General features: G+C 59.8%; 16 protein-coding genes. 8 read left to right on the forward strand and 8 right to left on the reverse strand.

The genetic code is table 11. The annotated features are described in order from the left end of the window. Positions 1–61: 61 nt before the first annotated feature. The gene (locus M0814_RS24865; RefSeq protein WP_103485427.1) at positions 62–784 is read right to left on the reverse strand and encodes an autoinducer binding domain-containing protein; all 723 of its coding nucleotides are present in this window, start codon (positions 782–784) and stop codon (positions 62–64) included. 320 nt (positions 785–1,104) lie between these two features. Here M0814_RS24865 and M0814_RS24870 point away from each other — a divergent pair, with 320 nt between their 5' ends. Beyond that, entirely contained in the window at positions 1,105–1,881 is a 777-nt protein-coding gene (locus M0814_RS24870) for a ferredoxin--NADP reductase (protein ID WP_103485426.1), read from the forward strand. 41 nt (positions 1,882–1,922) lie between these two features. Here the strand turns inward: M0814_RS24870 and mscL are convergent, their stop codons facing one another. After that, the gene (mscL, locus tag M0814_RS24875) at positions 1,923–2,336 is read right to left on the reverse strand and encodes a large-conductance mechanosensitive channel protein MscL (RefSeq protein WP_003228412.1); all 414 of its coding nucleotides are present in this window, start codon (positions 2,334–2,336) and stop codon (positions 1,923–1,925) included. Positions 2,337–2,622: 286 nt separating this feature from the next. Between mscL and katB the strand changes: the two genes are divergently transcribed. Genes katB through radA form a run of 3 tightly spaced genes read left to right on the forward strand, consistent with a single transcriptional unit; the run spans position 2,623 to position 6,172 of the window. Continuing rightward, a complete protein-coding gene (gene katB, locus M0814_RS24880) occupies positions 2,623–4,164 on the forward strand; it encodes a catalase KatB (RefSeq protein WP_103485425.1) in 1,542 nt (513 codons plus the stop codon). 60 nt (positions 4,165–4,224) lie between these two features. After that, complete coding sequence (locus M0814_RS24885) at positions 4,225–4,761, forward strand: ankyrin repeat domain-containing protein (protein WP_103485424.1); 537 nt, start codon at positions 4,225–4,227, stop codon at positions 4,759–4,761. 43 nt (positions 4,762–4,804) lie between these two features. Beyond that, entirely contained in the window at positions 4,805–6,172 is a 1,368-nt protein-coding gene (gene radA, locus M0814_RS24890) for a DNA repair protein RadA (RefSeq protein WP_007963764.1), read from the forward strand. A 192-nt stretch (positions 6,173–6,364) separates the two neighbouring features. Here radA and M0814_RS24895 read toward each other — a convergent pair whose 3' ends face one another. Next, a complete protein-coding gene (locus tag M0814_RS24895) occupies positions 6,365–6,733 on the reverse strand; it encodes a PilZ domain-containing protein (RefSeq protein WP_103485423.1) in 369 nt (122 codons plus the stop codon). Positions 6,734–6,892: 159 nt separating this feature from the next. Between M0814_RS24895 and M0814_RS24900 the strand changes: the two genes are divergently transcribed. The 3 genes from M0814_RS24900 (at position 6,893) to yjiA (ending at position 10,297) form a co-directional block, all read left to right on the forward strand. Next, complete coding sequence (locus tag M0814_RS24900) at positions 6,893–8,959, forward strand: carbon starvation CstA family protein (protein ID WP_003228403.1); 2,067 nt, start codon at positions 6,893–6,895, stop codon at positions 8,957–8,959. A 15-nt stretch (positions 8,960–8,974) separates the two neighbouring features. After that, positions 8,975–9,172 (forward strand): YbdD/YjiX family protein, encoded by a 198-nt coding sequence (locus M0814_RS24905; protein ID WP_003228401.1) that lies wholly within the window; start codon positions 8,975–8,977, stop codon positions 9,170–9,172. A 153-nt stretch (positions 9,173–9,325) separates the two neighbouring features. Continuing rightward, positions 9,326–10,297 (forward strand): GTPase, encoded by a 972-nt coding sequence (gene yjiA, locus M0814_RS24910; RefSeq protein WP_103485422.1) that lies wholly within the window; start codon positions 9,326–9,328, stop codon positions 10,295–10,297. 116 nt (positions 10,298–10,413) lie between these two features. Here the strand turns inward: yjiA and M0814_RS24915 are convergent, their stop codons facing one another. The 5 genes from M0814_RS24915 to morA all read right to left on the reverse strand — a co-directional run bounded on the left by M0814_RS24915 (position 10,414) and on the right by morA (position 18,918). Then, complete coding sequence (locus M0814_RS24915) at positions 10,414–11,124, reverse strand: GntR family transcriptional regulator (protein WP_103485421.1); 711 nt, start codon at positions 11,122–11,124, stop codon at positions 10,414–10,416. Between the two features lie 24 nt (positions 11,125–11,148). Next, on the reverse strand, positions 11,149–11,853 hold the full coding sequence (locus M0814_RS24920; protein WP_045122643.1) for a FadR/GntR family transcriptional regulator: 705 nt from the start codon (positions 11,851–11,853) through the stop codon (positions 11,149–11,151). 84 nt (positions 11,854–11,937) lie between these two features. Beyond that, positions 11,938–13,251 carry a C4-dicarboxylate transporter DctA gene (locus M0814_RS24925; RefSeq protein WP_003228396.1) on the reverse strand — a complete coding sequence of 438 codons (1,314 nt, stop codon included), beginning with the start codon at positions 13,249–13,251 and terminating at the stop codon, positions 11,938–11,940. 325 nt (positions 13,252–13,576) lie between these two features. Next, the gene (gene glyA, locus M0814_RS24930) at positions 13,577–14,830 is read right to left on the reverse strand and encodes a serine hydroxymethyltransferase (protein ID WP_003228394.1); all 1,254 of its coding nucleotides are present in this window, start codon (positions 14,828–14,830) and stop codon (positions 13,577–13,579) included. A gap of 239 nt (positions 14,831–15,069) precedes the next feature. Next, positions 15,070–18,918 (reverse strand): cyclic di-GMP receptor MorA, encoded by a 3,849-nt coding sequence (gene morA, locus M0814_RS24935; protein WP_103485420.1) that lies wholly within the window; start codon positions 18,916–18,918, stop codon positions 15,070–15,072. Between the two features lie 294 nt (positions 18,919–19,212). On the opposite strand from morA, the gene ettA reads away from it, so the two are divergent. Beyond that, positions 19,213–20,877 carry an energy-dependent translational throttle protein EttA gene (gene ettA / locus M0814_RS24940; protein ID WP_003228391.1) on the forward strand — a complete coding sequence of 555 codons (1,665 nt, stop codon included), beginning with the start codon at positions 19,213–19,215 and terminating at the stop codon, positions 20,875–20,877. Positions 20,878–21,088: the final 211 nt, after the last annotated feature.

Genomic DNA, 21,088 nt, shown 5'->3' on the forward strand with positions numbered 1-21,088 from the left:
CACTCAGGAAGGTCGCAAATGGTACTTTTTTTTGCGCTCGAATACTCGCAGGTTTTAGCGTTTACGGCGTGTCCAGCAGGCCGATGCGCGTGGCAGCAATGACTGCGGAAATCTTGTTGCACACATTCAACTTCGAAATCACGTTCTGCACGTGATAGTTCACGGTCCGTTCGCTGAGGCAAAGGATCCGCGAAATTTCATAAGCGGTCTTGCCGACGGCCGAAAGCTTCAGCACTTCCAGTTCCCGGGGTGAAAGCTTCGGTCGGATGACAGGGTCGCTGTGCTTGGGCAAGGTTCTGGCGAACAACTCGCTCAGATGGCCGGTTACGTAGAACATGTAACCGAAATGCTCGTACAGCTCGAGCGGGCTCAAAGGACCCTTTTTTCTGGCGAGGCTCAGCGTGGTGCAGAGCCCGGATGCTTCATGATGGAACGACTGTGACCAGCCGTGGCGCAAGCCATGTTCTTGCAAGGCCATCCAGAGTTCTGGCGTTTGCGAGTACAGGTCTTCGTTCCACATCACCGGTAACATACAGTGATTGCAGTGTGCTATTACCGGATCAATCTTGCCGTAGCGTTCAAGTTCATAGAGTTCGTTCCACTCTTGAGGGTAGTTGTTGATTTGCAAGGGGTTTAAGTTGTCGTTCCGATTATTCGAAGTCAACGAGATCGCGCAGAAATTAAAACCGATATTCTCAGCGAATCTCAAAAGGATCGGATAGGCAGTCTCTATCTCCTTTGCGAAAGTCAGTTGCTTTAGTTGCGACTCCTTCCACATTTCCATTACAAACTCCGTGAGGCTTTTCCTGGGAGTGCGGTTTGGATCCAAAGGATCCGGCACGAACCCGAGTGTAGGACGTTTCTTACGTGGTGTTCTGATCTTTTCGCTCTTGGCTGCTTTGAAAATTAAATAAAGGGTTATTAGTGGGGTTATTTATAAAATGTCATCCTTAATTCAAAAGCTGAGCTGTTCCAGTTAGTTAACATTCACAATATGAAAATAAATTTAATTGTGAAATGCCGAGCGTACAACAGCACAAACTGTCGGTGTTTAAGCTGTTGATTTTGCGCGACACTGGGGGCATTCGTTGAATGGAGTGCCCCATGACCGCCAGCGCAGATAAGTTCACGGCCCAGACGTTGCTCGACGTGCAGCGCTTGACCCCCAGCCTGTTCACCCTGCGTACCACACGCGACGCCGGGTTTCGATTCCGCGCCGGACAATTCGCCCGCCTCGGCGTGACCAAGGCCGACGGCAGCACCGTGTGGCGCGCCTACTCGATGGTCTCGTCGCCATTCGACGAGTTTCTCGAGTTCTTTTCCATCGTGGTGCCGGGGGGCGAGTTCACCAGCGAGCTGAGCCGCTTGCAGGTGGGGGATACCTTGCTGGTGGAGCGCCAGGCCTTTGGCTACCTGACACTGGATCGGTTTGTCGATGGTCGGGATCTGTGGCTGTTATCCACAGGCACCGGGGTCGCGCCGTTTCTGTCGATCCTGCAGGACTTCGAGGTCTGGGAGCGGTTCGAGCGGATCATCCTGGTGTACAGCGTGCGTGAGACACGGGAGCTGGCCTATCAGCCTTTGATTGCGGGGTTGGCCGAGCGTGATTACCTGGCAGAACATGCCCATAAACTGCGATTCATTCCCACGGTTACCCGCGAACAAGTGCGTGGCGCCTTGCACGGTCGGATTACCAGCCTGATTGAAAACGGCGAGCTGGAACGGGCAGCCGGTGTTGAACTGACCCCTGAGCACTCGCGCGTCATGCTCTGTGGCAATCCACAGATGATCGATGACACTCGGGCACTGCTGAAAAAGCGCCACATGAGCCTGAGCCTGTCGCGGCGGCCGGGGCAGGTAGCGGTGGAAAACTACTGGTAGAAAAACGGCGCCATCAGGCGCCGTTTTCATTCATGAAGCGGTCAAGGCCGGTTGTTCTGGGCCTTGAGCAGATCGCGAATCTCGCCGAGCAACTCTTCTTCCTTGGTCGGAACCGGTGGCAGGGAAGGGGCCACGGCTTCTTCGCGTTTCAGGCGGTTGATGGCTTTGACGCCCATGAAAATCGCGAAGGCGACGATCACGAAGTCCAGAATGCTCTGGATGAATTTACCGTAGGCCAATACCACGGCCGGGGCGCTGCCCTCGGCGGCTTTTAGCGTAACGGCCAGATCACTGAAGTCCACCCCACCGATCAGCAGGCCGATTGGCGGCATGATCACGTCGCCGACAAACGACGAAACGATTTTGCCGAAGGCGGCACCGATGATGATACCGACGGCCATGTCGACCACATTGCCTTTGACCGCGAAGGCCTTGAACTCACTTAGCACGCCCATAGGTTATTTCCTTGTTACAGATGAGGTTGGTGTACGCAGTGTAAATCAGCAAAACGCGTCCTGCGCGAAACACCTTCTTACAATGCCCGTTTTTATCGACACATGAATCCACGATTAGTTTGCAAAGTGCCACTAATCGCGCGCGAAATACGCCGTAAACCGCTGATCAGGAAGCCATTTTTTTCAATCGTCGAGTTGCGAACTTTCTATTTATGTTCACCGGCATAGCCCTCTAGCCTCTGGTTGGCGCACCTGGATGCGCCCAAAAAAACCAGAGGAACCTGATATGAATTCCACTCTTGGACTGGGGGCTTTTCCCCATCGCCGTACGCTCGGCGTACTGACCGCCAGCTTGCTGACTTTTTCCGTGAACGCCGCACCCCTGACCCGAGATAACGGCGCAGCGGTTGGCGACAATCAGAACTCGCAGACCGCCGGCGCCAACGGCCCGGTGTTGCTGCAGGATGTGCAACTGATCCAGAAACTCCAGCGTTTCGACCGCGAGCGCATTCCCGAGCGCGTGGTGCATGCCCGCGGAACCGGTGCCCATGGCACCTTCACGGTGACCAATGATCTCAGCGACCTGAGCAAGGCCAAGGTGTTCGCTGCCGGCCAGGTCACGCCGGTGTTCGTGCGTTTCTCTGCGGTGGTGCATGGCAACCATTCCCCGGAAACCCTGCGCGATCCACGGGGTTTTGCCACCAAGTTCTACACCGCCGATGGCAACTGGGATCTGGTGGGCAACAACTTTCCGACCTTCTTCATCCGCGACGCAATCAAGTTTCCGGACATGGTTCACGCGTTCAAACCCGATCCGCGTACCAACCTGGACGATGACTCGCGTCGTTTCGACTTCTTCTCCCACGTACCGGAAGCCACGCGCACGCTGACCGAGTTGTATTCCAATTCGGGAACTCCAGCCAGTTATCGGGAAATGGACGGTAATGGTGTGCATGCCTACAAGTTGGTCAATGCCAAGGGCGAAGTGCACTACGTGAAGTTTCACTGGAAAAGTTTGCAAGGCATCAAAAATCTGACGCCCGAACAAGTTACAAAAGTTCAGGGGAAAGATTACAGTCATATGACTAATGATCTGGTCAGTCATATAAACAAGGGTGATTTCCCGAAGTGGGACTTGTACATCCAAGTGCTAAATCCGCAAGATTTGTCCAAGTTTGATTTCGATCCATTGGACGCTACCAAGATCTGGCCGAATGTTCCTGAGCGAAAAGTTGGACAAATGGTGTTGAACCGTAACCCAGCCAATGTGTTCCAGGAAACCGAACAAGTTGCGATGGCCCCGGCCAATGTTGTTCCGGGTATCGAACCTTCCGAAGATCGTCTGCTGCAAGGCCGGGTGTTCTCTTATGCCGATACGCAGATGTATCGTCTGGGTGCCAATGCCCTGCAGTTGCCGATCAACGCGCCCAAAGTTGCCGTCAACAACGGCAATCAGGACGGTGCGATGAACTTCGCTGCCACGCAGTCCGGGGTGAATTATCAGCCGAGCCGTCTGCAACCGCGTGCTGAGCCACAAAATGCGCGCTACAGCCAAATGGCGCTGTCGGGCAGCACCCAGCAGGCGAAGATCCAGCGTGAGCAGAACTTCAAGCAGGCCGGTGATCTGTATCGCTCGTTCAGCCAGCAGGAGCGTCAGGACCTGATCGCCAGCTTCGGCGGCTCGTTGGCCACCACCGATGACGAGAGCAAGCACATCATCCTATCCTTCCTTTATAAGGCCGATCCGGAATACGGCAGCGGTGTGACCAAAGTCGCCAACGGTGACCTGAGCCGGGTCAAGGCGCTGGCGGCGAAACTGGTCGACTGATCTCGACGCCATGTCATGCGGGGCCTGACTCAGGCCCCGTTCTGCTCAAGGAGACGGCTGATGCGATTTTGTCTGTTATTGCTGCTCGGTTGCCTGTCATTTACAGCGCTGGCCGAACAGAACCCCGAGGCGATCAAGGCCCAGTTGCAGGATTACTATTTCGATGCCGCCCGGCGCGGTGATGTGCCGATGCTCGAAACCTTTATCGAGTCCGGCTATTCCCTCGATACCCGCGACAGCAAGGGGTACACCGCTTTGATTCTGGCGGCGTATCACGGCCAGGGCGCGGCAGTTGATCAGTTACTGGCGGCGGGCGCAGATGCCTGCGCGCAGGATCAACGTGGCAACACGGCGCTGATGGGCGCGATTTTCAAAGGCGAGATGCAGATTGCCCGACGGTTGATGGCCACCGATTGCAGCCCCGATCAGCGCAATGGCGCCGGACAAACCGCTGCGATGTACGCCGGGTTGTTCAAGCGCGTCGAACTGCTCGACGCACTCAAGGCCAAGGGTGCCGACCTCAATGCCGAAGACCCGCTGGGCAACAGTGCCGCGCGTCTGGCCAATGGCGAAATCCGCAGCGCCGCGCCGCGTTGAGCGGTGGCTGCGTTATCATCGCGGTTTTTGCCGGGGGATCCAGATGGCCAAGGCCAAGCGCATGTACGGCTGCACCGAGTGCGGCGCAACCTTTCCCAAGTGGGCGGGCCAGTGCGGCGAGTGCGGCGCCTGGAACACCCTGACCGAAACCATGATCGAAAGCGGTGGGGCCACGGCGCCCACCGGGCGTACCGGTTGGGCCGGGCAGCAGGCGCAGATCAAGACCCTGGCCGAAGTCAGCATCGAGGAGATTCCGCGCTTCTCCACCGCGTCCGGTGAGCTGGATCGGGTCTTGGGTGGCGGACTGGTCGACGGTTCGGTGGTGCTGATCGGTGGTGATCCGGGCATCGGCAAGTCGACGATTCTGTTGCAGACCCTGTGCAACCTCGCCAAGAGCATGCCGGCGCTGTACGTCACCGGCGAAGAGTCCCAGCAGCAAGTGGCCATGCGCGCCCGCCGTTTAGGGCTGCCTCAGGATCAATTGCGGGTCATGACCGAAACCTGCATCGAAACCATCATCGCCACGGCCCGCCAGGAAAAACCCAAGGTGATGGTGATCGACTCGATCCAGACCATTTTCACCGAACAGCTGCAATCGGCGCCGGGTGGTGTATCACAAGTGCGCGAGAGTGCGGCGTTGCTGGTGCGGTATGCCAAGCAAAGCGGTACGGCGATTTTCCTCGTCGGTCACGTCACCAAGGAAGGCGCGTTGGCAGGCCCAAGGGTTCTCGAACACATGGTCGACACCGTGCTGTATTTCGAAGGCGAATCCGATGGACGTTTGCGTCTGTTGCGGGCGGTGAAGAACCGTTTCGGTGCGGTCAACGAACTGGGCGTGTTCGGCATGACCGACAAGGGCCTGAAGGAAGTCTCCAACCCGTCGGCGATTTTTCTGACCCGTGCCCAGGAAGAAGTCCCGGGCAGTGTGGTCATGGCCACGTGGGAAGGCACCCGGCCTATGCTGGTGGAAGTGCAGGCACTGGTCGATGACAGCCATCTGGCGAACCCACGGCGGGTAACTTTGGGGCTGGATCAGAATCGTCTGGCGATGTTGCTCGCCGTACTGCACCGCCACGGCGGCATTCCGACCCACGATCAGGACGTGTTCCTCAATGTGGTCGGCGGGGTGAAGGTGCTGGAAACCGCGTCCGACCTGGCGTTGATGGCGGCGGTGATGTCGAGCCTGCGCAACCGGCCGTTGCCGCATGATCTGCTGGTGTTTGGCGAAGTCGGTTTGTCCGGCGAGGTGCGTCCGGTGCCGAGCGGTCAGGAGCGCTTGAAGGAAGCGGCCAAGCATGGCTTCAAACGCGCGATCGTGCCCAAGGGCAACGCGCCGAAGGAAGCGCCGCCGGGGTTGCAGATCATTGCCGTGACCCGCCTGGAGCAGGCGCTCGACGCATTGTTCGAGTAACCGCTTACGCTCTCTCCAGCCGCAACTACTGCCCATTCCGCGAAAATAATCTGTGGCGAGGGAGCTTGCTCCCGCTGGACTGCGCAGCAGTCCCTTGCTTTTTTAGTGAAGAGCAGGGGCCGCTTCGCGACCCAGCGGGAGCAAGCTCCCTCGCCACGGTGGCAGCGTCACCCTTACCTGAGCAGCATTATTTTAGATTTCGATCAAGGCACCCAATTCGCGCTCAAGCTCGGTTTCATCCGCCAGATTCAGCTCGATCAACCGCCGCAAGCGCTGGATCGATTCCAGGCTGATATGCCGGCATTCAAACCCCAGTTGCCCGTGATCCTCATGGGCCAGATGCACATCCATCTGAATATTCACGTCATCGCTCAGATGAATGTCGACGAAGAAATCCTGCTCCTTGTCCCCCAGCCACGGCTGCGGCTTCTCGATCAGCAAGCCCTTGAGCGACAGGTCGATCAACTTCACCGGCCAGATGAAGTGGCCCTGACTCAGCTCGGTTTTGGCATCGAACGCAATACGTTTGAAGCGACGGCGATTGGCTGGGTGTTCGCTCATGGCGCAATCCTCGGAAGAGTTCGCTGACTATAGACCCGACCGGCGGGTGGCGGCCAATCGACAAGGCGTCTAGACCAACGTCGGGGTATGGCCTTTGGCGCCGTAAGCGCTAAACTCGGGGTGGCTGTCTTTCTTGTCCACCCTGGCTGGAATAATAAAATGAAAAATAATAATAGCCTGCTACGCCACTTACCCTGGCTAGTGCTGGCAATCGTAGGAGCGTGCGCCCTGGGCGTAGTGGCATTGCGCCGAGGAGAGGCGATCAACGCCTTGTGGATCGTGGTCGCGGCAGTGGCCATTTATCTGGTTGCGTACCGTTACTACAGCCTGTTCATCGCCAACAATGTGATGCAACTCGATCCGCGTCGGGCCACCCCCGCCGTGCTCAACAACGACGGTCTGGACTACGTTCCAACCAACAAACACATTCTTTTCGGTCACCACTTCGCGGCCATCGCCGGCGCAGGCCCGCTGGTCGGCCCGGTACTGGCGGCGCAGATGGGTTATCTGCCCGGCACGCTGTGGCTGATTGCCGGGGTGGTGCTGGCGGGCGCGGTGCAGGACTTCATGGTCCTGTTCATGTCGACCCGGCGCAACGGCCGTTCCCTGGGCGACATGGTGCGTGAAGAAATGGGCCGCATCCCCGGCACCATCGCCCTGTTCGGCTGCTTCCTGATCATGATCATCATCCTCGCGGTGCTGGCGCTGATCGTGGTCAAGGCACTGGCGGAGAGCCCATGGGGCATCTTCACCGTGATGGCGACCATCCCGATCGCGATGTTCATGGGCATTTACATGCGCTACATCCGTCCGGGCCGCATTGGCGAGATCTCGGTCATCGGTGTGTTGCTGCTGCTCGGTTCGATCTGGCTCGGTGGGCAGATTGCCGCTGATCCGGTGTGGGCCAAGGCCTTCAGCTTCACCGGTGTGCAAATCACCTGGATGCTGATCGGTTACGGCTTCGTTGCCGCCGTGCTGCCGGTGTGGCTGATTCTGGCACCGCGCGACTACCTGTCGACGTTCCTCAAGATCGGTACCATCATCGCCCTGGCGATCGGCATTCTGGTAACCATGCCCGAGCTGAAAATGCCGGCGCTGACCCAGTTCGTCGACGGCACCGGGCCGGTGTGGAAGGGCGGTCTGTTCCCGTTCCTGTTCATCACCATCGCCTGCGGTGCGGTGTCCGGTTTCCACGCGTTGATCGCGTCGGGTACCACGCCGAAGCTGCTGGATAACGAAACCAACGCGCGTTACATCGGTTACGGCGGCATGCTCATGGAATCGTTCGTCGCGATCATGGCGATGGTTGCCGCTTCGGTGATCGAGCCAGGCGTGTACTTCGCCATGAACAGCCCGGCCGCCGTGGTCGGTGGGGACGTGGCATCGGTGGCGCAAATGGTCAGCAGCTGGGGCTTCGCGATCACGCCGGAGGCGCTGCAAGCGGTGGCGCATGACATCGGTGAAACCACCATCCTCGCCCGTGCCGGCGGTGCGCCGACCCTGGCGGTCGGCATCGCGCAGATCCTGCACAGTGTCCTGCCGGGCGAAAACACCATGGCGTTCTGGTACCACTTTGCGATCCTGTTCGAAGCGCTGTTCATCCTGACCGCTGTGGACGCCGGTACCCGTGCCGGGCGTTTCATGCTGCAGGACCTGCTCGGCTCATTCGTGCCGGCGCTGAAACGTACCGAATCGTGGACCGCCAACCTCATCGCCACCGCAGGTTGTGTGGCGATGTGGGGCTGGTTGCTGTATCAGGGCGTGATCGACCCGTTGGGTGGCATCAACACCCTGTGGCCACTGTTCGGTATCTCCAACCAGATGCTGGCCGGTATCGCGCTGATGCTCGGCACCGTGGTCCTGATCAAGATGAAGCGTCAGCGCTATATCTGGGTGACCCTGCTGCCAGCCGCCTGGCTGCTGATCTGCACCACCACTGCAGGCTTCATCAAGCTGTTCGACGCCAACCCGGCGATCGGCTTCCTGTCGTTGGCCAAGAAGTACAGCGATGCCCTCGCCGCCGGACAAATCATCGCGCCGGCCAAGAGCATCGATCAGATGCAGCACGTGATCTTCAACGCCTACACCAACGCAACGCTTACCGCGCTTTTCCTGTTCGTGGTGTTCAGCATCCTGTTCTATGCGCTCAAGGTCGGCATCGCCGCCTGGGGCAAAAAAGAGCGTACGGATAAAGAATCGCCATTCCAGGCCCTGCCGGACGCGTAACCAGAGGATTGCACCATGTTCAATGACCTGAGTCGCCTCGGTAAATACCTCGGTCAGGCCGCACGCCTGATGGTCGGCATGCCCGACTACGACACCTACGTCGAGCATATGCAAACCAAACACCCGGACAAACCGGTGATGAGCTACGAGATGTTCTTCCGCGAACGTCAGGAAGCGCGTTACGGTGGCAAGGGTGGGCCGAAGTGCTGTTGAGCTGACAGCCTGCGGTTGATGCAATCCCCCCTGTGGGAGCGAGCCTGCTCGCGAATACGGAGTGTCAGTTGATGAATGATTTGACTGACACACCGCTTTCGCGAGCAAGCCCGCTCCCACATTTGTTTTGTGTTTCTTTCAGGAGATCGTGTTTTGTCTTCTCCCATACCCGTAACGGTACTCAGCGGTTTCCTCGGTGCCGGCAAGACCACCTTGTTGCGCCATCTGCTTAAAGCCGAGCACGGCCTGAAAATCGCCGTGATCGAAAACGAATTCAGCGACGCCGGCATCGACACCCAGTTGCTCGGCGACGAACCGGTGCAAGTCATGACGTTGGCCAACGGCTGCGTCTGCTGCACCATCCACACCGATTTGACCAAGGCCCTGTACCTGCTGCTCGAACGCCTGGACAGCGGTGAAATTGCCTTCGATCGGCTGGTGATCGAGTGCACCGGTCTGGCCGACCCGGCCCCGGTAGCGCAGACCTTTTTTATCGACGAAGAACTGCGCGAACGCTATCTGCTCGACGGCATCATCACCCTGGTGGATGCGGCTCACGCCGACCAGCACCTGACCCAGACCATCGCCCAGGCGCAGATCGGTTTCGCCGACCGCCTGCTGGTGAGCAAGACCGATCTGGTGGATGAGGCCGCGTTCACCGCGTTGAGCGAACGCCTGACGCGGATCAATCGTCGCGCGCCGATCCGCGTTGTCGAGCATGGCAACATCGATCTGGCCGAACTGCTCGACGTGCGTGGTTTCAACCTCAATGCCGACCTCGGTGGCGGGGTGAGCCTGCGTCCGGTGAGCAAGGCGCCTTCCATCGACCGCATCTCCAGTCTGGTGCTGCGCACTGACCAGCCGCTGGATATCGATCGGCTCAGCGAATTCATGAATGAGCTGCTGGAAGAACACGGCAAGCAGTTGTTGCGCTACAAGGGCGTGCTGAACATCGCTGGCGAGGATCGGCGGCTGGTGTTTCAGGGCGTACTGAAACTCTACGGTTTCGACTGGGACACTGAGTGGACCGAGGGTGAGGCGCGGGAAAGTGTGATTGTGTTTATTGCCGATGATTTGCCGGAAGAGAAGATTCGGGCGGGGTTTGCCAAAGTGACTTCTGCCTGATGGTTATTCGGCGCCAGGGCTGACGCCTTCGCGAGCAAGCCCGCTCCCACAGTAGGCCGCATTCTGTCAGGAGGAATGCAATTCACTGTGGGAGCGGGCTTGCTCGCGAAGGCGATCTAACCGGCGACACGATGCTCAAGGGCTGTACCCAGCAAAGTTTGCTCAAGATGATCCAGGTGTTGATTCATCAGTCGCTCAGCCATGGACACATCCCCAGCCGCGACCGCCTCGACAATCGCCAGATGCTCCTGCCACGCGCAGCAACCCGGCGTCGATCCATCACGCCGCGCAATCGCCAGCGACGTCAACGGCACCAGGCTGCCAAGGAAATGCGCCAACGGTGCATTGCCCGCCATTTGCGCCAACTGCAGATGAAACTCGCCGGACAACCGAATCGCCGCCGCACGCCGCTCCTGAACCACGGCCAGGCGTTCGCGTTCGACCAGTGCACGCAAGCGTTTCAAACCCTCGGGTGATGCATTCTGACAAGCCAGGCGCACCAGTGTGGCTTCGGTCAGGCGCCGCGCATGCAGGGTCTGTCGGGTCTGCTCGGCATCCGGTGCGGCCACCCGCGGCCGATGATTGGCGCGCAGCACAATCACCTGCTCGTGGGACAACTGCGTCAGTACCCGGCGCACATCGGCGCGGCTGACCCCGAACATCTGCTTGAGGCTGTCTTCGGTGAAGCGGCTGGCCGGATCGATTCGCTGGTCCAGAATCGCGTCGAACAGCCGCGGGTACAGATCATCTGCCGGCGTCCGCAGGCGGGAGAAGGGCAGGGGCGCCGACATCTGACGAGTGTGCGGCGACGTGGCAAGGCTGTTCATGGCCGGTCTCCAGTGTGAAGAAAGTCAGTTGCTGAGGTGGTCATCCGGAATGTTCAACTCAATGCCCATGCGCTGACCTTCGCGCAGAATGTGCCGGCGCATTTCGGCGCTGGCCTGGGCGCTGTTCTTGCTGCGGATCGCGCGCACCACCGCTTCGTTTTCTTCCAGGCGTTCGGCCAGATGCTCAGGTGAATTGCGCAGCACTTCGGCGCTTTGCTTGAGCGCGTTGCTGGTCTGCTGCACCACGCTCTGAAAGATCGGGTTCGAGGTCAGGGTGAACAGCTCTTCGTGGAAGGCGATGTAGGCGCTGACCCCGGCTTCGCTGTCGCCCGCTTCAAGGGCTTCGCGCATGTCCATCAGGGTCAGGCGCAATTGCCCGACTTCCTTGCTGCTGATCGACTGCGCAACCAGCCCGACGATGAACGGCTCAAGGGTGTAACGCAGTTGCAGCACGTCTTCGAGGCTGGCGCCGGCCACCGCGCTGTCGTGGCTCTGGCTGTCGCTGAGTTGGGCGTCGAGCACCACCACGCCTTTGCCCGGCATCGAGCGTACCAGGCCAAGGGTTTCCAGAACGATCACCGCTTCGCGCAGGCTCGGACGGCTGATGCCCAGTTGTTCGGCCAGTTCACGCTGACCCGGCAGCATGTCGCCGGAGCGCCACTGACCGCGGGCCAGCGCTGCGCGCAGTTTTTCTACGACTGAGTTGACGACGGTTGATGTGGTTATCACTTGTCTAGCTCCGTAAGCCCATAGGGGATGCCGCAAACGAGATCAAAAGATCGCAGCCTGCGGCAGCTCCTGCGGGGTTGAAAATCAGAACTCTTGCTGGTGCGCCGGAGTTCCGGTTTTACGCGGTTGAAAGGTGTAGCCCTGCTGACCGCTGAGTACTTTGTTTGCGCGTTGCACATCGATGTCCTTTTCCCAGCGGGCGATGGCCACGGTGGCGACGCAGTTGCCGATCAGGTTGGTCAGCGCCCGGCCAATGCCCATGAACCAGTCCACCGCCAGCACCAGCACCAGCCCGACCACCGGAATCGCCGGGATCGCCGTCAGCGTCGCCGCGAGAATCACCAGCGCCGAGCCGGGAATGCCGTGGGCGCCTTTCGAAGTGATCAGCGACACCAGCAGAATCGTCAACAGGTCGGTCATCGCCAGTGGCGTACCGGTGGCATTGGCGATGAACACGATGGCCAGGGTCAGGTAGATCGAAAAGCCGTCGAGGTTGAACGAGTAACCGGTGGGAATCACCAGCCCGACGGTCGAGCTGCCGATGCCCAGGTGTTCCAGTTTGCGCATGATCTGTGGCAGCACGGCGTCGGAAGAAGCGGTGCCCATGACGATCAGCAACTCTTCGCGCAGGTACTTGAGCAGTGGCCACAGGCGCAGGCCCGAGGCACGCATCACCAGTCCTAGAATCACGCTGACGAATGCCATGCAGGTCAGGTAGAACAAGCCCACCAGACTGCCCAGGTGTTGCAGTGAATCGAGGCCGTATTTGCTGGTGGTGAAGGCGATGGCGCCGAAAACGCCGATCGGTGCCAGACGCACGATCATGCCCATGATCCGGAAAATCACATGGCTCAATTCGTTGATCAGCCGCGAGATCCCGGAAGCCGCTTCGCCCACCAGATTCAGCGCACTGCCGAACAGCACCGAGAACAGCAGCACCTGGAGGATGTTGTTGTCAGCGAAGGCACCGATCACCGAGGTCGGGATCAGGTCCATCAGGAACTGGGTGGTGGTGTGCATGTGCTGGCCGCGTTCGGCGATATCGCCCATGTCGGCGGCGGACAACTGCTCCAGATGGATATTCGCGCCGCTGCCGATTCCGGTGCTGAAAGCGAACACCAGACCGATCACCAGGGCGATGGTGGTCAACACTTCAAAGTAGATCACCGACTTGAGGCCGATGCGCCCGACCTTCTTCAGATCGCCCGCGCCACTGATGCCGCTGACCACCACGCAGAACACAATCAGGCCGATGAGCATCTTGATCAGTTTGATGAAGCCGTCGCCCAACGGTTTGAGCTGAGCGGAATATTCGGGAAGGGTCAGCCCGCAGATGATGCCGAGCACCAGTCCGAGAACCACTTGGAGGAAGATTGAACGCGAGCACCATCTGAGCATGGGAGGAATCCTGGTCGGTGTCCTGGCTGCCGTGTGCGGGGCACATCAGATTCAGGACTTAATTATTGTGGTCTTACCGGTATGTCCAGTGCAGGCGCAGTCTACGCTCGGTTTTTTCGGGATGACAAGTGAAAATCGCTAAATTGGCATGACCGGTCTGACCAGTGGCCAGAGATCAAAAGATCGCAGCCTTCGGCAGCTCCTACAGGTGAGCGCATTCCAAATGTAGGAGCTGCCGAAGGCTGCGATCTTTTGATCTTTCCGACAGGCGAAAAAAAACCGGCCATCGCTGGCCGGTTTTTCATGCTGCGGATTTAACGTCGCATCAAGCGCCGTACACCGGCAGTTTCTTGCAGATGGCTTTGACTTTCTCACGAACGGCGTCGATCACCGCTTCGTTGTTCAGGTCAGCCAGGATGTCGCAGATCCAGCCGGCCAGCTCTTTGCACTCGGCTTCCTTGAAGCCGCGAGTGGTCACAGCCGGGGTACCGAAGCGCAGGCCGGAAGTGACGAACGGCGAGCGTGGGTCGTTAGGCACGGAGTTCTTGTTCACGGTGATGAACGCTTTGCCCAGAGCGGCGTCGGCGTCTTTACCGGAGATGTCCTGCTTGATCAGCGACAGCAGGAACAGGTGGTTCTTGGTGCCACCGGAAACTACGTCGAAACCGCGCTCGATGAACACTTCGGCCATGGCCTGGGCGTTCTTCACCACTTGTTCCTGGTAAGCCTTGAACTCAGGCTGTAGCGCTTCCTTGAAGCAGATCGCCTTAGCGGCGATCACGTGCTCCAGCGGGCCGCCCTGGGCGCCCGGGAATACTGCGGAGTTCAGCTTCTTCTCGATCTCGGCGTTGGCGCGCGCCAGGATCAGACCGCCACGAGGACCGCGCAGGGTCTTGTGCGTGGTGGTGGTGACCACGTCAGCGAATGGCACCGGGTTCGGGTAGACGCCGGCGGCGACCAGACCGGCCACGTGCGCCATGTCGACGAACAGGTAGGCACCGACTTTGTCAGCGATGGCGCGGAAGCGCGGGAAGTCGAGAATCTGCGAGTAGGCAGAGAAACCGGCCACGATCATTTTCGGCTTGTGCTCAACCGCCAGACGCTCGACTTCGTCGTAGTCGATCAGGCCGTTGGCGTCGATGCCGTACTGCACGGCGTTGTACAGCTTGCCGGAGGAGGAAACGCTGGCACCGTGAGTCAGGTGACCACCGTGGGCCAGGCTCATGCCCAGAATGGTGTCGCCACCTTGCAGCAGGGCCAGGTAGACAGCGGCGTTGGCTTGCGAACCGGCGTGCGGCTGAACGTTGGCGTAATCGGCGCCGAACAGCTCTTTGGCGCGGTCGATGGCCAGTTGTTCAACAACGTCGACGTACTCGCAACCACCGTAGTAGCGCTTGCCCGGGTAGCCTTCGGCGTACTTGTTGGTCAGTACCGAGCCTTGAGCTTCCATCACCGCAGGGCTGGTGTAGTTTTCCGAAGCGATCAGCTCAATGTGCTCTTCCTGGCGCTGAGCTTCTTGCTCCATGGCGGCAAAGAGATCGGCGTCGTACTTGGCAATAGTCAAATCACGGCTGAACATGGCGGTCCTCAAGGATCGGGGGCAGAAAAGGGGGGCATTCTAACCCAATGGGTTTTGGATGGCATATGAAACGACATCATGTCGCAGACAAGTGGCGTTCATGCCAGATGTGCGGTGCTTTTGAAGGCCTCTTCGCGAGCAGGCTCGCTCCCACAGTAATCGAGGCAGGCCTGCGATTTTGTGATCGACATCAATCCCTGTGGGAGCGAGCCTGCTCGCGAAGGGCGCGCCGCCGATGTTCAGTCGAACATGAAGAGGGCGTCGTTACTGAACTGCGCCTCGAAGCGGCTCGCCGGCATCGGTCGTCCGAACAGATAGCCCTGCACTTCATCGCAACCGTGCTCGCGCAGGAAGTCCAGTTGCTCATGGGTTTCCACGCCTTCGGCGATCACCGCCAGATTGAGGCTGTGGGCCATGGCGATGATTGCCCGAGCGATCTGCGCGTCCTGCTCGCCGGACGGCAGGCCGTCGACGAAGGTGCGGTCGATCTTCAGCACGTCGATCGGGAATTGCTTGAGGTAGTTCAGCGACGAATAACCGGTGCCGAAGTCATCGACCGCGATGCTCAGGCCAAGGTTTTTCAGCCCGGCGAGGATCTGCATCGCCTCGCTGACTTCGCGCATCAGGATACTTTCGGTCAGCTCCAGCTCCAGACACGCCGGTGGCAGCCCGGTTTCGCGCAGGATGGTGGCGATGCGCGTGCCGAGCTGGCCGTCGGAGAACTGCCGCGCCGAGATGTTCACCGAGACCTTCGGCACGCGCACGCGGTTCTGGTGCCAGGTCTTGAGCTGACGGCAGGCTTCGCTGATCACCCAGTCGCCAACGTCGACCACCAGACCCAGCTCTTCCAGCACCGGAATGAAATCCCCCGGCGGCACCAGTCCACGACGCGGATGACGCCAGCGCAGCAGCGCTTCGGCGCCAGTCAGGCGTTTGCCGTCGCCGCTGAACTGCGGCTGGTAATACAGGACGAATTCGTTCTGCTCCAGCGCATGGCGCAGGTCGCTTTCCAGCTCCAGGCGTTCCAGCGCACTGGCGTTCATGTCGGCCTGATAGAACTGGAAGTTGTTCTTGCCGCGCTCCTTGGCGTGGTACATCGCGGTGTCGGCGTTCTTCATCAACTGGCTGAGTTCGTTACCGTCCTGCGGACTCAGGGCGATGCCGATACTGGCGGTGACGAAGAACTCGCGGCCTTCCAGCACAAACGGTCGCACCAGGCTGGCGAGGATCTGCTCGGCCACATGAATCGCCCGGTTCAGCGCCATTTCGCGGCTGGAACGGTGTTGCAGGAGCAAGGTGAACTCGTCGCCGCCCATGCGCGCCACGGTGTCGTCATCGTCGACGCAGGCCAGCAGCCGCGTGGCCATGTCTTTCAACATGCGGTCGCCAGCAGCATGGCCGAGCGAGTCGTTGATCGGCTTGAAGCGGTCGAGGTCGAGGAACATCAGCACCACCCACGACTTCTGCCGTTCGGCCGATTGCAGCGCAGTGTGCAGGCGATCCTGGAACAGTGTGCGGTTCGGCAGGTGGGTCAGGGCGTCGTAGTAGGCGAGGCGGTGGATGCGTTGCTCGCTGGCCTTGCGCTCGCTGATGTCGCTGAAGAAGCACACGTAACTGGCGAGGTCGCCTTCATCGTCGAGTACCGCCGTGATGCCGACCCACGCCGGGTAATGCTCGCCGTTGCGGCGCTTGAGCCAGACTTCGCCTTCCCAGGTGCTGTGCTGGTGCAATTGCTTGAGCACATAGCGCAGGTGCGCGTCCTGTTGCTCGTCGACGGTGAGCATGTTCGGCAACTGATCGAGCACTTCCGATACCGCGTAACCGCTGACCCGGCTGAACGCTTCGTTGGCCTGCACGATGTAACCGGCGGGGTCGGTGATCAGAATCGCCGAAGTCGAGTGCTCGAATACCGTGGCCGCCATGCGCAGGTCTTTCTCGGCGCGGCGTTGCTGGCTGATGTCGCGGCCGACACCGAGCACGCCTTCGAACGCGCCGTGTTCGTCCCACACCAGCACCAGACGCAGCTCGATCGGAATCTTGCGGCCGTCGGCGCGCAGGCAGTCGAACAGGAACATCTGGGTCTGCACCTGGTTGCGCAACACTGCCAGTTGTTCAGGTTTGTCGAGCGCTTTGCTGACCCGATCCATCAAGGAGTAGATGCCGCTCAGTTGCTGCGGGTTGGCGATGGTCGATTGCCAGCCGTTCTGGAAAATCCACTCGGCGTCGTAACCCAGTACCGCTTGCACTGACGGGCTGACGTAGTTCAGCGACAGCTTGCTGTCGGTGGAGAAGATCACGTCGCTGATGCTTTCGGCGAGCATGCGGTAGCGTTGTTCGCTGTCACGCAGGGATTCACTGGCCTCGATCTGCTCGGTGATGTCCTTGGCCACGCCGATGATCCGCGTGACCTGATCGTGCTTGTCGCGGGCCAGTGCCTGTTCGCGGATGTCGAAGCGCCGCCACTCGCCATCGCGATGCCGGAAACGCAGTTGGCATTGCAACAACTGGCTGTAACCGGCGTGACGCTGCATCTGCCGCGAGCGATGGTAGTAGTCGGCGTCTTCCGGGTGCAGGAGGATTTCCCAGAAGTACTCGCCCATCTGATGCAGTTCGGTGCGGTTGTACCCGAGGGTCTGGCCGAGGTGGTGGTTGCTGAAAATCATCCGCTGGCTGATCACGTCCTGCACATACAGATGATCCGGCACGGTGCGCACCACGTCCGACCAGAAGCCTTCGCGTTCCAGCAGCGACAGCTCGATCAGCTTGCGGCTGGTGATGTCGTTGATGCTCAGGATCACCGCTTTATAGTCGTGCTGTTCTTCAGGCAGGCGCAGGACCATCCACAGGTGCTGATCGCGACCATTGATGTCCGGCAATTTGATTTCCAGTTCCAGCTGTTTTTGTTGCTGCAGAACGGCGTCGAGCACCTGGTTGCCGATGGCGCACTGGCTGTGCGGATGACCGTCGATCAGCAACTGCCAGGCGTGCTCGCAGGAATTGACATTGAGCAGTTGCAGCGCCACCTGATTGACCTCGGTGACGCGCAGTTCTTGCAGCAGTTGCTGGCGCTGGGCCGGCTGGTCGAGCCAGGCCTTGAGCTGGTCGCTGGTCTGGATCTGCGCCTTGTCGAACACCTGCTTGAGGCCGGACAGGTCGAGCACGCACAACGCCACGCCAGTGCCTTCGAAAATGTCCTGATAGCGCCGGCGACCTTCATGCAACTGGCGCTGACGGCGACGCATGTTCAGCAGCGCGATCACCGGCAGCATCGAGAACGCCAGACCCAGCAGGCATTTGCCGATGAACGCCGGTAGCAGTTCTTCGAGCACGCGCTGGCGGTCGAACAGCCCGCGCAACTGCCAGTCGCTGCTGCTCAGCGGCACGGTGAGCACGGTGTTGGCCATGTCGTCCGGACTCAGCACGCCGGGCCTGGCTGAGGACAGCGCTTCGTCGCGGCTGATGATCTGATGATTGAGACGGTTTTCCACCAGCCACAACGGGCGGATGCCGGTTTCGCCCTGCTTGGTCAGCGAGTCGAAGAAGGTCGGGGTCAGGCGCAAAACCCAGTAGCCGCGCGTGCTGCCGCTGGCTTGATGCAATAACAGATGCACTACCGAGCCGTCGTCGGCGTTGCTGAAGTAATGCGCTTGGGCGCGGCTGCGGCGCACCAGTTCACCGAGGTAATCGGCGTCGTGGCTGTCGCTGGCGCTGTCGTTGATGATTTTCCCGGACGGGCTGAGCAGGGCCAGGCTGCGCAGGTCGGGCAACGATTGCTGGAGCTTGCGCAGCAGTGCCTGCTGTTCGTCGGACGACTGCGGCTGTTCGACGATCGGTAACAGGTTGAGGGCGATCTGCGCATTCAGCGACATGTTCAGGCTGACCTGCGAGGCGAGGTCGGCGGTGTAGTCGATGGTGTACTGGCGCTGGTTTTTCTGGGTCTCGCGCAGTTGATCGAGCAGCTGCCAGAACAGCAATGCCAGCAGCAAAAGTACCAGCGTCGCCAACGCACCCTTCAGTGTTCCGCGCAGGGGCGAGCCGGTCCCCGGATTGGACGCGCTCACAGAAGCTGGCGGGGTAACGTTGGACAAGCTGTAATCCTGCGGTTTGGCTGGACTGGCGCGACGTGCACTATAAGCCGGACGCCCGAAGGGCGGCTAGCATGCCTTGAGTTGTGGCGAAGTGCCAGCCCCACTCGGCTGGACTGCCTTCCGTCATTAAGGTAGCTTTGCCGGTTACGCGGGAGCGTTCCAGCTCCTAGACTCAGGTTTTTTTAGCGCGCACGCCTTGATGGCCATCAAGTGATCAAGTGAACGACGCGCATCGGCCTGGCCGGGCATCGCCTGCGCTCCAATCATTCATCTGTCACTGACCCAAGGTTCTCCATGGCTCAATACGTCTTCACCATGCATCGGCTGGGCAAAGTTGTTCCGCCGAAGCGGGAAATCCTGAAAAACATTTCGCTGTCGTTCTTCCCCGGCGCCAAGATCGGCGTACTCGGCCTCAACGGTTCGGGTAAGTCCACGCTGCTGAAAATCATGGCCGGCGTCGACACCGAGTTCGAGGGCGAAGCCCGTCCGATGCCGGACCTGAACATCGGTTATCTGCCGCAAGAGCCACAACTTGATCCGACCAAGACTGTGCGTGAAGTGGTCGAGGAAGCGGTCAGCGTGATCAAGGACGCGCAAGCGCGTCTGGACGAGGTCTACGCCGCTTACGCCGACCCGGATGCCGACTTCGACAAGCTGGCTGCCGAACAGGCCAAGCTCGAAGCGATCCTGCAGGCCAGCGATGGTCACAACCTGGAGCGTCAACTGGAAGTCGCGGCCGACGCCCTGCGTCTGCCGGCCTGGGACGCCAAGGTCGAACACCTGTCTGGTGGTGAGAAGCGTCGTGTGGCCCTGTGCCGTCTGTTGCTGTCCGCCCCGGACATGCTGCTGCTCGACGAACCGACCAACCACTTGGACGCTGACTCCGTAGCATGGCTGGAGCACTTCCTGCACGACTTCCCGGGCACCGTGGTTGCGATCACGCACGACCGTTACTTCCTCGACAACGTCGCTGGCTGGATTCTGGAACTCGACCGCGGCGCGGGCATTCCGTACGAAGGCAACTACTCGGGTTGGCTCGAAGCCAAGTCCGATCGTCTGGCGGCCGAATCCAAGCAGCAGTCGGCTCACGAAAAAGCCATGAAGGAAGAACTGGAGTGGGTGCGCAAAGGCGCGAAAGCCCGCCAGTCGAAATCCAAGGCTCGCCTGCAACGCTTCGAAGAAATGCAGTCGCAGGAATTCCAGAAGCGTTCGGAAACCAACGAGATCTACATCCCGGCCGGTCCGCGTCTGGGCGACAAGGTCATCGAGTTCAAGAACGTCACCAAGGGCTACGGCGATCGCGTGCTGATCGACAACCTGTCGTTCTCCATGCCGAAGGGCGCCATTGTCGGCGTGATCGGTGGTAACGGTGCCGGTAAGTCGACCCTGTTCCGCATGCTGATGGGCAAGGAAACTCCGGATTCCGGCACCATCGAAGTCGGCGAAACCGTGCAACTGGCCTGCGTTGACCAGAGCCGCGAAGACCTCGACGGCAGCAAGACCGTGTTCCAGCAGATCTCCGACGGTTCCGATCAGATCCGCATCGGCAACTACGAGATCCCGTCGCGCACTTACGTCGGTCGCTTCAACTTCAAGGGCGGCGACCAGCAGAAGTTCGTCAAGGACCTGTCCGGTGGTGAGCGCGGTCGTCTGCACCTGGCGCTGACCCTGAAGGAGGGCGGCAACGTCCTGCTGCTCGACGAACCGTCCAACGACCTCGACGTTGAAACCCTGCGTTCCCTGGAAGAAGCCCTGCTGGACTTCCCGGGCGCCGCCATTGTGATCTCTCACGATCGCTGGTTCCTGGACCGGGTCGCGACGCACATCCTGGCGTACGAAGACGACTCGCAAGCAGTGTTCTTCGAAGGTAACTACACCGAGTACGAAGCCGACCGCAAAAAGCGCCTCGGCGAAGCAGCTGCCCAGCCACATCGGGTACGCCACAAGAAACTGGCCTGATATCAGGCTGGTTGGATGAAAAAGAGCGGAGCCTTCGGGCTCCGTTTTTTTTGCCTGGGTTTTTCAGATGCAACCGAGTCGAACCCTTCGCGAGCAAGCTCGCTCCCACAGGGGAGCGCATTTCAAGTGTGGGAGCGAGCTTGCTCGCGAAGGCGGTATAACTGTTGGAGCATCACTTCAATCTGATCTCCCCAATCAGGTGCAAAACCAG

The organism is Pseudomonas sp. MWU12-2020 (genome assembly GCF_023100605.1).
Lineage (GTDB): Bacteria > Pseudomonadota > Gammaproteobacteria > Pseudomonadales > Pseudomonadaceae > Aquipseudomonas > Aquipseudomonas fluorescens_H.